The organism is Chamaesiphon sp. VAR_48_metabat_135_sub (assembly GCF_031418915.1).
Taxonomy (GTDB): Bacteria; Cyanobacteriota; Cyanobacteriia; order Cyanobacteriales; family Chamaesiphonaceae; genus Chamaesiphon.
The window spans coordinates 14,516-28,425 of the sequence record NZ_JANOJV010000195.1; the positions used below are offsets into that span (position 1 = coordinate 14,516).

12 protein-coding genes and 2 pseudogenes are annotated in these 13,910 nt (G+C 44.4%); 5 read left to right on the forward strand and 9 right to left on the reverse strand.

Annotated features, from left to right (window positions below; translation table 11 throughout):
* Positions 1–4: 4 nt before the first annotated feature.
* The 3 genes from RMO55_RS14110 to RMO55_RS14120 are packed head-to-tail and all read right to left on the reverse strand — an operon-like array spanning position 5 to position 2,678.
* Positions 5–1,198, reverse strand: coding sequence for a DUF4350 domain-containing protein (locus tag RMO55_RS14110; protein ID WP_310427464.1), 1,194 nt, complete (start codon positions 1,196–1,198; stop codon positions 5–7).
* 24 nt (positions 1,199–1,222) lie between these two features.
* Entirely contained in the window at positions 1,223–1,819 is a 597-nt protein-coding gene (locus tag RMO55_RS14115; protein ID WP_310427465.1) for a DUF4129 domain-containing protein, read from the reverse strand.
* A 13-nt stretch (positions 1,820–1,832) separates the two neighbouring features.
* Positions 1,833–2,678: a YaaW family protein gene (locus RMO55_RS14120; RefSeq protein ID WP_310427467.1), complete on the reverse strand. Its 846-nt coding sequence runs from the start codon at positions 2,676–2,678 to the stop codon at positions 1,833–1,835.
* Between the two features lie 377 nt (positions 2,679–3,055).
* Between RMO55_RS14120 and RMO55_RS14125 the strand changes: the two genes are divergently transcribed.
* Complete coding sequence (locus RMO55_RS14125) at positions 3,056–4,045, forward strand: hypothetical protein (RefSeq protein WP_310427468.1); 990 nt, start codon at positions 3,056–3,058, stop codon at positions 4,043–4,045.
* 80 nt (positions 4,046–4,125) lie between these two features.
* Here RMO55_RS14125 and RMO55_RS14130 read toward each other — a convergent pair whose 3' ends face one another.
* From RMO55_RS14130 to RMO55_RS14155, 6 genes and pseudogenes are all read right to left on the reverse strand, one after another.
* A complete protein-coding gene (locus RMO55_RS14130; RefSeq protein WP_310427470.1) occupies positions 4,126–4,548 on the reverse strand; it encodes a universal stress protein in 423 nt (140 codons plus the stop codon).
* Positions 4,549–4,581: 33 nt separating this feature from the next.
* Positions 4,582–5,907: a histidinol dehydrogenase gene (hisD, locus tag RMO55_RS14135; RefSeq protein ID WP_310427471.1), complete on the reverse strand. Its 1,326-nt coding sequence runs from the start codon at positions 5,905–5,907 to the stop codon at positions 4,582–4,584.
* A 187-nt stretch (positions 5,908–6,094) separates the two neighbouring features.
* Positions 6,095–6,292 carry a hypothetical protein gene (locus RMO55_RS14140; protein WP_310427473.1) on the reverse strand — a complete coding sequence of 66 codons (198 nt, stop codon included), beginning with the start codon at positions 6,290–6,292 and terminating at the stop codon, positions 6,095–6,097.
* A gap of 25 nt (positions 6,293–6,317) precedes the next feature.
* The gene (locus RMO55_RS14145) at positions 6,318–8,642 is read right to left on the reverse strand and encodes a Tex family protein (protein ID WP_310427475.1); all 2,325 of its coding nucleotides are present in this window, start codon (positions 8,640–8,642) and stop codon (positions 6,318–6,320) included.
* Positions 8,643–8,691: 49 nt separating this feature from the next.
* Positions 8,692–9,195 (reverse strand): annotated as a pseudogene (locus tag RMO55_RS14150) (restriction endonuclease).
* Complete coding sequence (locus RMO55_RS14155) at positions 9,192–9,413, reverse strand: helix-turn-helix domain-containing protein (protein WP_396134319.1); 222 nt, start codon at positions 9,411–9,413, stop codon at positions 9,192–9,194. Before RMO55_RS14155 ends, RMO55_RS14150 begins: the two are co-directional and overlap by 4 nt.
* An 86-nt stretch (positions 9,414–9,499) precedes the next feature.
* Between RMO55_RS14155 and RMO55_RS14160 the strand changes: the two are divergent.
* The 4 genes and pseudogenes from RMO55_RS14160 to RMO55_RS14175 form a co-directional block, all read left to right on the forward strand.
* Positions 9,500–10,533 (forward strand): annotated as a pseudogene (locus RMO55_RS14160) (DNA-methyltransferase).
* A 23-nt stretch (positions 10,534–10,556) separates the two neighbouring features.
* Positions 10,557–11,063, forward strand: coding sequence for an HPP family protein (locus tag RMO55_RS14165; RefSeq protein ID WP_310427479.1), 507 nt, complete (start codon positions 10,557–10,559; stop codon positions 11,061–11,063).
* A gap of 308 nt (positions 11,064–11,371) precedes the next feature.
* Positions 11,372–12,019 (forward strand): pentapeptide repeat-containing protein, encoded by a 648-nt coding sequence (locus RMO55_RS14170; protein WP_310427481.1) that lies wholly within the window; start codon positions 11,372–11,374, stop codon positions 12,017–12,019.
* Positions 12,016–13,910, forward strand: a 1,895-nt coding sequence (locus RMO55_RS14175) for a DICT sensory domain-containing protein (protein WP_310427484.1), incomplete at its 3' end; no start/stop codon positions are given. The genes RMO55_RS14170 and RMO55_RS14175, both read left to right, overlap by 4 nt.

Here is a 13,910-nt window from a genome sequence, read left to right on the forward strand (position 1 = left end):
TCACCTAATTTATAATCTTTAATTGACGATCGATCTTGTGAATTTTTGTCAGCCAGATTGTTAATTCAGCAGGTGTCAATCGACGTTCTCCTGCCATTAATTGGAGCACAAAACGGAGATCGTCTGTGGGCGATTTCATCCGATCTTCCCAAGCAGAAATTAGTATTTGAGTTTCTACCAATCGCTCCTTCCCTAAACCTAATTTTTGTTGCCAGGATAATTGTTCTGCTCTGCCAATATTTTGGAGCACAAAATCACTACTATTGGCTTGGCGGAGTACTCCACCTAATGCTTGAATATAAGCTTCGCTATTGTCAAGTTCTGGTAATTTGGGAATGATAATCTTGCCAAACCGTCGATTTTGCTGCCAAACTAAGACGAGTATTCCCAACAAGAGATTGAGAAAAACAATAATAAGTGGGGTGCTAGCTAAGTAGCCGAAAGCATCACCGACATTATCTGTTTGCTCCTCTGGCAAGATTTTACCTGTTTTGGGATCGATTGCCAATTGCCGAGTTCGATCGATATAACCGTGGATGTACTCATCTACTAAGATTTGTTGTCGGTCTTTGGTAACAAGTTTGGCTAATAATTCATAATTAGGTCTAAAATCTTGATAGGCATTCGCTGCTAAATTGGGGGTAGTGGCAATAATAATTTGACCTTTTTCCAGTTTAAACTGAGTGATAATGCTACCAAATTTATCGTTTAAAATTGCTGTGCTGAATGTGTCGTTTGACAGCTCATTCTTGATAAAATTCGTCCTAAATCTTCGAGTAGTTTCAATTTTTACATTTCCCTGGGGACTCTCTAATTCTGTCCGAAATGGGATGTCCCATGCGGGGGCTGTTACGCCTAAAATAACAATCGTATTACCCTGACTTACCCATGCTTTCTGTAGATTGGTTAGATCGAATCGTTCTAACTTGGGATTGATTTGGAGGAGTGTTATACTCTCTCGATCTGCAAAGGTTTTGGTAAGTTGAGGAAATGATTTTTGCCATCGTTGGATGTTAATTCCGCGATCGAACATCATTTGATACCAAGCATTATAGCCATTAGCTGCAATACTATAACTCGATCCTGTCTGTCTACCATCCCCACTTGTTGCACTTACAATAGTTAATAACACGATCGCTATCGCTGCAACTAATCCCAACTGCCAATACTGCTTAAGTAACTTTTTAAAATCTGCCATGAATAACTAGTTAGGCTTTAGGTTTCAACTTTCAACTTCCAACTGATTCTCTATTTGTTGATAAGCTTGTTGACAGCGATTGAAATCGGCGATCGAAACCCGTTCATTGCCAAAGTGAAGTTGTTCGTGGATAGATACTAATATCTCGCCAATATCGATTGTGGGGACTGTTCTTAATAACCGAAGATATTCCCGATCCGTCCGACTAAATTGATGGGGAATGAGATTGGCATCATTTAATCGCTGCAGCATCGCCAAATATAGCCATCTACTCGCTTGAGTATAATCGCCATCACGCTGAAAATCTTGTGACTTAGCCAGTAATTCTGCGACTGTATATAACTTTTCTGAAGGTACATCTAACCCCAATTTTTGCGATCTATTTTCTGCCAGCCATCGTCGCCAGTAGGGATAGATAAAACGATAAACAAACCAGACTAGTAACCCAGCTAAAACAACCCAAGTTAGTCGAACTAATAATGGCCCCAACCAGGGTGGGAAAATATCGAGTTGTAAATCCCGATCGTCCGATCTTAGTTTTACCTCAATCCATTCCCCCAACTGCTGCTGAAGTTGCTCCAACTGCCATCGCCAACTCGTTTTCTCAGCCGAAACAGACATAATCCCCTATTCACTAATAAGCTAATTCCCAATCAGTCGATCGAGTCAATCTGATCTGGGCTAACGCTACAATCGTAGGAATAATCCGCCCATAATTAGTCGAGATCGATCGCCAGCCAAGATCTGCAAAAAACCAGCCCCACATAGCTGGTCCTAAAATAGTAAAAACACCGCGTACAGCCACCTGCTGGGTTGCTGACAGCATCATACCGCGTTTTGCCATATACATCGCGATATAACTTTGTAGTTGGCTGGTAGCGGCAATTCCACCCCGAATCAGCGTTTGCTTGGCAACTTCATAACTAGCAAAATGGAACGCAAATTGACGAGCAATTTGATGAAGAATTAATGGTTTGAGAACAGAATTAATCGCGATCGCGCTGCTGCCCTTTAAAATTAGTTTAATGGGATCGTGTTGGATATGTGCGGGCAAAGGTTGGTCGAAACGAGTATTTGCCAAGGATTTCTGGACTCTCACTGTTAGTGCATCTCGATCTCCAGCAGGTAACTTATGCCAGCTTTTACCCATTAAATACAAGAAAACTTCTGCTTCTAAATCCGTGGTACTAAGTTGACTAGAATAAGGAATTTTGAGATATCGACAGACTCGTACCAAAGCTTGACGGTAGCTCACGCCCTGAGTGCGTCCTTGCAAAACAGTGATCCCATCAGCGGCTAAAAATCGAAATCGATCCTCGATCGCATCTAACCAACTATCCCGATCCTGACTCTGAATCTCGACCAGATCGGGGGTACGAACATAGTCTAAGGGGTTGAACTTACGGCTAAAGAGAATCTTGGTCAATTGCAGCAATTCGTCTTCAGTAGCCAATTCTAAAGCCGTTCGTAACTCATCCAAAACAACTTCCTCCCTCGATCGTATTGCTCGCCCTGTCACTCTACAGTCTACCGCAACATCTCCGAAAACAGTGATTCCTCGATTTTAGGATGCGACCAGAAATTGTTACAATCAGACTAGATCGATCGATTATGCTAGTAAACACAACTCAAGTCAGTCATTTCAATCGTTTAGAGAAGTCGCTACCGCGAGAAGATCGGATCGCTGGTATAGTAGTTTGAATGCGGGATGTGGGAACGATCTGTATATAGCAGGAATCTCATTTCCAAAAATGCCGAACTTGCTTAGTTAGTTCATTACCCACAATTTAGTCTCGAAGATCCCGATTACCATGAGAGGGAGATCGAAAAACTTGACTCCGTCCGAAGGAATTTTCTATGAGTTCTGTACAATTCCCCAGCAATCAGCCTCCATCGCATCCAGAAGCTGTCAATAGACCTGCCAAGCCGATCAAACGGCCCAAAAGACCAGATCCGGCTGATTACCCACCCTTACCCCCGATGCTCCAACTGACGGGGAATACGCCAATTCCACCAGCGAGCGAGCCACTTCAATATCGGGCGATCGGTTTGATTTTAGGCAAATATGTACCCTCGATCGAAGAATTCAATCAGGGGGTAGTGTTGGCTGATGATGGTGCGACGATCGATGCTGTCATTCTCGGTCGCATCATGAGTCTGATCAAAAATCATTTAGACTTAGAAAAATCTCATCTTTGGGTCGTATACCCCCGCATTCGCAAGGAGGATAACAAACTCCACGCGCAAATTATGGGCATCTGGGACCCACAATTGGTAATTAAATCGGTCAGTAATTCAATTGATGCCGACAATCCGATTGCCACGTCGCCAGATGATGAAGCAGTTCCAAGCGCAGATAGCGCGGCTAGCATCGAGTCACTGTCAGATGTTCGGACGATTCCCTCGATCGAAACATTGGGCATCCCTGATAGTTATTTCTCAATTCGGGGCGAAGTCATCTATCAGTCGCGCGAGACCAAAGAAATCTTTGTAAAAATTCGCCAATCACCCAAGAAAAAAACCGAGGAGGAGCGATATTTCAAAATCCGATTAATTGGCGATCTGCCCCAAAAACTGGTCGGTAACTTTTGGGATTTTGATGTGGTGAGAGTTGACAACGATCTAGAGATCCGTAGCGGTCAATTCGTCGCTCCTCTTCGCGCTAAATTGCCTCGCAAAGGTGGCAGTAGACCTCCAGGTGATGCCGGAAGCCAAAAACCATTTAAGAAGCCCTGGGATGAGGAAAATGCTAGGGAATCGATGCCTCGAACTGAGGTAGATAAACCGAAGCCTGCACCAGTTAAACGTTCTCTCCCACCTAAGTTGGAGTTGCCAGAACAAGGATAGGTGTAGGGGAGTTGGGGAGTAAAAGGTCATAAAGGCTCTAACACACCCCTACCCCCTCACACCCCAACAACCCCTACCCTCTAATTCCTAACGACTAGTACAGAACACGGTGCTTCGCTAAAGACTTGACTGCTGATGGAGCCTTGGACGATCCTGCTCACTCCAGTGAGTCCGCGACAACCGATTGCAATCAAATCGCAATGATAGATATGTGCCAAGCGGAGAATTTCCGTCACGGGTTCGCCAGTGACGATTTCAATCTCGCTGTGACAAGGTAGCTGTTGTTGATAGAGTTGCAGTTGTTTCTCGACCTGTCGGTAGGGAATTTCCCGTGCATATTGATGTGGTAAGTCAGCCAAATCGAATTGGGAAGAATCATTGGCTAAAACATGACAGAGAATCACCTTACTTTCTGCCGATAGTTGTAAATTCTCGATCGCATCGATTACTTGTTGCGATCGAGCCGATTCGTCCAAAGCCACCAAAACAGTTCTTAAAATCATGATTTTAGCCTGCTAAACAGATCTGTCTGTCTTCTACCCCCGATCGTCTACTCTCTCCCAGGGAGCATCTTTCAACCGCAATCGGACGGACTCACCGTGTGAAAATAGTCCTTCAGCTTGGGTGAGAGCGGCAATCGCATTACCGACCTTATTGAGAGCTGTGGGCGAGTATTGGATCAGGCTGGAGTGTTTCATAAATGTCTCGACACCCAGAGCCGAAGCATAGCGGGCCGCACCAGAGGTGGGGAGGGTATGATTGGGGCCTGCAAGGTAGTCACCAACAGCTTCTGGAGTAGAATCACCCAGGAAAATTGCGCCTGCATGACGGATTTGATTCACCAACTCCCAAGGATCGTTAGTCTTTATTTCCAAATGTTCGGGGGCAAATTGATTTGATAGTTCGGTCGCAATTTCCAGCGTCTCAACCACCACAATCAGCCCATAATGGGCGATCGATTTCTCTGTCAAAGTCCGACGGGGATGATCCTGAAGTTGCTGTTCCACCGCAGACTGGACGGCTGTGGCTAATTGGCTATCGGTGGTAATCAAAATCGCCGCTGCCATTGGATCGTGTTCGGCTTGGGCTAATAAATCGGCGGCAACATGCACCGGATTGGCAGATCGATCGGCGATAATGAGGACTTCAGATGGTCCAGCCAGGGAATCGATTCCGACAGTCCCATAGACGAGCTTTTTGGCAAGGGTAACGTAGATATTACCAGGACCAGTAATCACATCAACCTTGGGGATGGTATCTGTACCATAGGCTAAAGCGGCGATCGATTGGGCACCACCAACTCGATAGATTTCTTCAACTCCCGCCACTTGAGCGGCGACCAGCACTGCCGGATGGAGAGCTTTATCCGCCCCTGGGGGAGTCACCATCGCAATCTGGGGCACGCCTGCTACTTTCGCCGGAATTGCATTCATCAGCACCGTGCTGGGGTAGCACGCGCGTCCTCCGGGGACATAAATCCCTGCTCGATCGACCGGATTGTAACGTTTGCCTAGCACAACATCATCCTCGCCAAATGTCACCCAGGATTTGGGTACCCGCTGGCGGTGAAAAGCTTCAATATTCTGGGCTGCGAGTTCGATCGCCTTGAGTAATTCCTTAGACACCTGTTGATACGCAGCATCTAATTCGGCACCACTAACCCGCAACCGATCGACTGTCAGGGTTTGACCGTCAAATTCAGCCGTATAGTGTAGCAAAGCCTTGTCGCCCTGTCGTCTGACTGTTTGGACGATCTCGTTGACGGTGGCTTCTTTATGGACGATCGCATCGTCGTGAGTACGGGCACTGATTCGCTGCAACTCTTGTTGCGCTTCAGTCTGCTGAGTGATGATTCGCAGCATAGTTAAAAAATGTCAACGATCGGGAGGTGGAACGATGGAGGGTCAGAGGGACGGTCTATCCTTTGCGACCTCATATACTCTAATTTAACGCGATTTTCAGCAGGCGGGGAAACATCGATCTCTTCAAGTCGCACCGATCCAAACCTACACAAGTTATTCAATCCTCATTCCTAAGCACTCGATCGATCTAATCGCGGCGTAGCATCCAAACCAGTACACCTAAAACATTATCCACTGGTAATAGCGGATAATCAGTCAAATCGATCGATACTACTTGTCTTGTCAACTGCAAAAACCGCCAAACTGTCCCACTCGTCACCACCCCATAAATTGTCACCACTTTCATTAGTTGCCAGTTACTGGTGCAATATCTGAGTTTACCCATTGAGGCCGATCGAAACTTATACCACTCAATTTTTCTTACCGAACTTGCGCTGTAAGTCGGCAAGTGTTGCTGGCTGAGTTGATTCTTGCACTGGCTGGATTTTAGGTGATACTGGCGATTGTCTAACTGATGATGATTGGGGTTTATTGCTGCGTGCTATTGGTTGTGGGGATGGACGATTTCCTGTCGGTGTGGATACACCAGTTTTCATCGTTAGACTCACTCGCTTGAGTTGGACATTGACTTCTAGTACTTTTACCTTCACCACTTGTCCGACTTTGACAATCTGATTGGGATCGCTGACAAAGTTGTCGGATAATTGGGAGACATGCACCAATCCATCTTGATGCACCCCGACATCTACAAAGGCTCCAAAGTTCGCTACATTGGTCACGGTGCCCTCTAATTCCATCCCGAGGACTAAATCCTTGATTTCCTGAATTCCTGCCTTGAAGGTGGCATATTTAAACTCTGCACGGGGATCTCGTCCTGGTTTTTCGAGTTCGCTGATAATATCGCGGAGGGTGGGTTCGCCAACTGTTTCTGTAATGTATTTTTTTAGATCTACCCGTTTGAGTTCCGCGCCTAATTTCGTCGGCTCAGTCAGGGGAATATTTACATCTTTGGCGATTGTCGCCAGGATACTGTAGCTTTCTGGATGAACTGCGGTGTTGTCGAGGGGATTTTCACCGCCACGGATGCGAAGAAATCCGGCGGCTTGTTCGTAAGCTTTTGGCCCTAATTTGGCGACTTTGAGTAGTTGTTTGCGGTTTTTAAAAGCTCCGTGCTCGTTCCGATAGGCGATGATATTGTTAGCAACTGCGGGACTTAAACCGGATACAAATGTTAGTAGTTCTTTGGACGCGGTATTTAGATCTACGCCGACATAGTTAACGCAACTTTCGACGGTATCATCGAGTTTTTTTCGTAAGAGTTTTTGATCGACATCGTGCTGATATTGTCCGACACCAATTGATTTAGGATCGATCTTCACGAGTTCAGCAAGCGGATCTTGCAAGCGTCGTCCGATACTAATTGCACCGCGCACGGTAATATCTAAATCGGGAAATTCAGAGATAGCAACATCACTCGCTGAATAAATCGAAGCACCTGATTCATTCACCATTACTTTAATCGGTTTCGGTTCGACATCTGCCAAAAGTTCGATCACAAATTGATCTGTTTCGCGTCCGGCGGTACCATTACCGATCGCGATTAATTGGATGTTATACTTTTTGATGAATTGTTTAACTGTATTCGCCGCCTGTTGACGTTGATTGGCGGCTTGGTGAGGGAAAACTGCTTCATAAGCCAGGTACTTACCCGTCTCCGATAATACCGCAACTTTACAACCACTGCGAAATCCAGGATCGATCGCCAGTGTCGGTTTCATTCCCGCTGGAGCAGATAATAATAGTTCGCGTAAATTGGTTTCAAAGTTAGAAATCGAGCCGATATCTGCTTGCAATTTGCACTCAGCGCGTACCTCATTCACTAACGATGTTTTCATCAACCGATTGAAAGCATCCTTGAGCATCCCTTGATAAAACTGCTGCAACGCAGGTATTTTAGTCTTAATCTCTTGTCGAGCTAAATACTCACAAACATCATCTTCATCAAACTCTAATTCTAGCTTAATAACTTTCTCAGCTTCGCCTCTAAATAAGGCGAGTAAGTTGTGTGGGGCAACTTTGCTAATTGATACGGCATATTTCCGATACATCTCATATTTAGTCGAACCCTCCTCGACATCATCTTTAATACTCGAAACAAATCCACCTTCTGACTGAATATACTCGCGAATATAAGCACGTAAATTAGCCTTGTCAGCAGTTGATTCAGCAATAATATCAGAAGCTCCTGCTAGAGCTTCGGTGGCTGTCTTGACACCTTTTTCTTCATCAATATATTTCGCTGCTTCTAGATCTAAATCTACAGATTGAGCAGTTGGTAAATTGAGCGAACGAATCAACTCAGCCAGTGGTTCTAATCCCTTCTCCTTGGCGATTGTTGCTCTAGTACGTCGCTTAGGTTTGTAGGGTAGATATAAATCTTCTAATTCAGTCTTTAATAAACAATTCTCGATCTTGGTACGCAATTCTGGGGTGAGTTTAGCTTGAGACTCGATCGAGCTAATAATACTCTCTTTCCGCGCTGCTAATTCAGTTAAATAAGTAAATCTTTCTTCCAGTTCCCGCAACATGATTTCATTCATCTCATCGGTACGCTCTTTGCGATACCTAGCAATAAATGGAATCGTTGCGCCCTCTGCAAATAAATCTAAAACGTTTTGAACGATATTTGGATTTAAGTCTAGTTCTGTAGCAATTTGAGCACGGATGTCTAACATAGAAAATTATTAATTCAGTTGATTTAATCTTTGAGAATTCAAGGAGCTATTATGGCAGCGAATCTATTCGATCGACAGAATACAACAGCTCTCCATGTTCCAGCACATATTTTACCGGAATTTTAGGATTATTAATATCTTTATCACCAGAATTATGCCATTTCTCCGACTATTTCGTGTAAAAACATTCCAAATCGCTGGGTGTCAGTTTATAAATAGAGACTAAATTAATTTCCCTGTAAATAGCAAAGATCTAATCTACTTGACGATATTTATCAATGATCCGAGGATTGATGTGATGATGAGTAGAAAAGCTTTTCGTGAGAGCTATATTTACTGATTTTAACTCATATTCATTCCCATCAGTATCCTTGGCATCATTCCCCACTCTCCCTGGTAGAACCTTTAATCCTGTTACCAGCAATACTTGAAGAATTTTGCCACCATTATCTTGGAAAATATCATTAATGCCATGTTTGGCTGCAAGTTCTTGATATTTTTGGATGTATGGAAATAAATCGTCAAGAATTATCTTATCTGGGTGAGGTATCATTCTAGCTCTTCTTTAAGAAGTTCGATGATGTCAATCTCCAAAGCCTTGGCAAGACGTTCTATATTATCAATAGAGATATTGCGTTCGCCACGTTCTACCGAACCCACATAGGTACGATGCAAGCCTGCGCTGTCAGCCAGCTCCTCTTGCGATAAACCCTTTACCTGACGGATTTGCCGTAACCTAGACGCAAAGACTTTCCTAGCATCAGACACCACAGTTTTTATAGATTGACATCACGTCTATAATTAACTAGTTGATGACTATGAGTCTACAGACTATAAGTAGCATTTAAGAATAAGCCATGCCCTTAACCCAAATTCGTGTTCCAGTCAGTATCGATAAATTTACTCATCCACCAGCATATTTTACCGATTTGGGAGCGGCATTTTGTGGCGATTCGCTGGAGCTATTAAATCAGTTACCAGATGAGAGCATCAACTTAGTTTTAACTAGCCCTCCTTTCGCACTCCAAAGGGAGAAAGAGTATGGAAATAAGGATGCAAATGAGTATGTTGAATGGCTGGCTGAATTTGCGAGATTAGTATATCAGAAACTAAAACCTGATGGTAGTTTCGTTCTCGATTTAGGCGGTACTTATGAAAAAGGCAAGCCAGTTAGAAGTCTTTATAATTTTAGAGTACCAATTTACTTTTGTGATGAAATTGGCTTCTTCTTAGCTGAAGATTTTTATTGGTTTAATCCTTCAAAAATACTTAGTCCGATTGAGTGGGTGAATAAAAGAAAAATCAGAGCAAAAGATTCCGTAAATACAGTCTGGTGGTTTAGTAAATCAGAATTTCCGAAAGCAGACGTAAGTAAAGTTCTAACGCCATATAGTCCGAGAATGAAACAACTACTGAAAGATCCAGATAAGTTTTACGATCCCAAAAAACGTCCATCGGGACATGATATCGGCAAGACATTTGCAAAAGATAATGGTGGATCGATTCCTTCAAATCTATTACAGATAGCTAACTCAGAATCTAATGGACAATATTTAAGAGGCTGTAAATCTTTAGGAATTAAAGCACATCCTGCACGTTTTCCAACTAAGCTGCCAGAATTTTTTATTCGCTTTTAACAGATCCAGGCGATCTGGTCGTCGATATATTTTCTGGTTCTAATACTACTGGATTTGTTGCTGAAGCAGAAGGTCGTAATTGGTTAGCTTTTGAAAAATATATTCAATATATCGCTGCATCTTCCTTTCGATTCATGGATGAAAATGTAGATGAAGAGATGCTAAGTTTATTTTATGAGAAGGTACTGCGCGGAGAATCAGTAGAAATTATTCCGACTGCAACGCAGCTCAGTTTTTTTGAGACAGCTAATTAAACACGAAAAAAGTAAGATCTACAATGAATTTATTTGAGAGATTGAAGGGAGATAACACAAAATTACCACCGAAGCATTCAATTAGAGCAATTTTAGTAGCTTGGCTGGGTGGCTTTTTGGCTATTAGTGCGGTCACATTACTATCGAATACGTTTTCGACAGCACTTGTATTAGGTTCTTTTGGAGCCTCTTGTGTTTTGATTTTTGGGTTTCCTGATGTGCCATTTTCACAACCTCGAAATGTCATTGGTGGACACTTTCTAAGTTCTTTCATTGGTTTGCTCTGTTTGACGCTTTTTGGGGCGACTTGGTGGTCTGTATCGATCTCAGTTGGTACTTCTATTGCGATGATGATGCTCACCCGTACGACTCATCCACCCGCAGGTTCAAATCCAGTTATTATTTATTTGCTCAAACCAGCATGGAGTTTTCTGCTATTTCCGACTCTGTTTGGTGCGATTGTTTTAGTATTTATTGCCGTTATTTATAATAACTTAGCAAACGATGGCAAATATCCAAAGTATTGGTAGTCGTCTAGGTTGGACGCTTCTGCTGATGACTATCAGTCTACAGACCATAAGTAGCATCTGCCGAACAGCGATGTCTTAAATTAAAGTTAAGATTTGCTAGATTTAGCAAGCTTCTGTTATATTTGTTTACATACAACTTAACAAATCTTAATTAAACTAATTTATTCCCCGTCAAATTAGTACCCCCGATTCTCCAAGGGACAGGCTGCGCCAACGACTTAGCAATTCCACACTTACTGGCTAAAACCCGCGCGTGGCAAGCAAAAGCTTTCGCCGCCATCTCGATATGCCTGTGTACTTTTTAAATCATGTTTTACCCCCAACTTACAAATGCGAAGGATCTACTGCAACAGTACGATCGAGGCTACCGCGATTTTAGGCGGAGCAAGCTGCAATCGATCGATCTGAGCGAATGTTGCCTCAGCGGGATCGATTTGACTCGATCTGAACTGAATGATAGTAATTTAGCTCACGCCAATCTTCAGGGTGCAAATCTGACGGAAGCAGTATTTGTTAAAGCGATGTTGTGGCGTGTCGATCTGCGTCAAGCGCGGCTGACGGGAAGTAGAGGCGATCGAGCGATGTTGATTCGGGCTAATCTGAGTAGAGCGACTTGCGATCGAGCCGTTTTGCACAGAGCCGATTTGCGGTTAGCAGACTTGGAGTTTACAGATTTGAGTCAAACCGATTTATCAGGGGCAAATCTGAGTTATGCCAATCTCACGGGGGCAAATTTAGCTGGAGCGAATCTGAGCTACGCTAATCTGACAGGGGCGAATTTAACGAATGCGAATCTCAGCCGCACCCAATTAGATCGGGCAATTGTGGCTAATATCTGTTGGGAGGGAAGCATTGTAGACGATTTGGATTCGAGTCGAGTGAGTTGGCAAGATCGAGCGAATCGAGACTCCGCGCAAATCGTGACTAGTTTTCCTCAACAGGTACATGGCGAATGAAAAATTCTAACTCTCTGCTACCCGAATTACTCCAGTTATTTCCCGAACTTAGGGCGCAAGTTTATTTTAAGGCAACCTTAACCGCCATTTCCCACGCGATGGAAGATTTGGTATTAGCCGGAACTGAGCAGCCTTTAGTAATTGCCAATTTCCAGCAAGAACGCTATTATCGTCAGGAAGCTGGGCGATATCAACGGATTGCCCAGCTTACAGATCGAGTCTACGTCTTAGCCGCGCCCGAAACCGATTTCGCTTCCGCACCAGCACCGTTTGCGACGGTTGGATTAGAGCAAACCGATGAACTAGCTCAGGAGTGGCATTTAGCCATTGTCGGTGAAAATTATAGTGCTTGTCTGATTTGTCGAGAATATGCTGCCCCTGTCGGCACGATCGATCTCGATTCAGCCCGCCAGTTTAGAGGGTTTTGGACATTCGATCCGGCTGTCAGTCGTCAAGCCGCAGCCATACTACTCAAGCGAATTGGGGATTATCGTCCCGATTTAGCCAGTCAAATCGATCGCGAAAAACAGCGGGGGCTAGCCGAAAATCTGCCGCTCCAATCGGCTGCATCACTATCGACTGAGTTGTTTGTAAATCGACTTGTGACGTATCTCCAAGCCAGCCAATATCGACAGGTGAAAGCCTATCAGCGGATTGTGGGGCAGGAGCGACAGGAACGGTTAATTAATCGGTTTACCACCACGATTCGCCAATCGCTAACGATCGACGATATCTTAGCCGTGACAATCCGCGAAGTTTCCCAGTTATTCCGGCAATGTCGCTGTCTATTATCTCGATCTCCGCAAGGGTTAGCGGAATTAGCCTCAACTAAATATTTGGCAAGTCATCCGCATTTTCAACCGCTGCTGAATCAGGGACAAATTGTCTCGATCGCAGATGTCAGCCAGGATTCAGGCATTCAATCTCATCCAGATCTCCAGGTACAATTAGCCCGATTACAGATCGAGGCTTGTTTATTGGTGCCGATTTTCGTCGGTGCAGGTGGGCAAAATGAACAGCGACAGCAATGTTTGGGCGTATTAGAACTACATCGATCCAATCCGTATTTATGGTCACTCGCCGATCGAGATTTACTCAGATCGATCGCCGAGCGCGTCGGGATCGAACTGTTACAGGCAGAGGCTTTCATCAATCTTAAACAGATGAATCAGCAGCTAGCCGCGATCAAACAAACTCAAAATAACCTGATTGCCATTGTCGGGCACGAGTTACGCACGCCCCTATCGACAATTCAGGTGTGTCTAGAAAGCCTAGATGCCGAACCTGATATGCCCGCAAAATATCAACAGTCGATGGTAGAAATCGCCCTGACTGATTCCGCTAGGTTGCGGAAATTGATCGAAGATTTCTTGTTGCTCTCGCGCCTAGAAAGCAATCTTACCACCTGGCAAATGGAACCCGTCGATCTAGCTGATTCGCTCTCGATCGCTGTCAGTAACCTCCAAGCAGCCTCCCAGCCACGAGATCTACCCTCGATCGTCATGAATCTTTCACCTGCGCTACCGCCGATAATTGCCGACAATGAAGCCTTATTTCAACTGTTTAGCAAGCTGTTGGATAATGCCTGTAAATTCACACCCGCCACAGGTACAATTACCGTCAAAATCGGCGAAGTAACTACAGCCGAAATTCCCCCACAACCGATGCTAGAAGTCGAAATTGCCGATACAGGCTGCGGGATCGAACCCGATCGATTAGAGACAATATTCGACAGGTTTCATCAAGAAGAAGGCTTTCTGCGCCGAGCTGTCGGCGGCGCAGGTTTGGGGCTATCAATCTGTCGGCAATTAGTCCGCCAATTAGGCGGACAGATTTGGGCAACTTCTCTAGGGAAGGGGCAAGGTAGTCAGTTTTATGTGACTTTACCTGT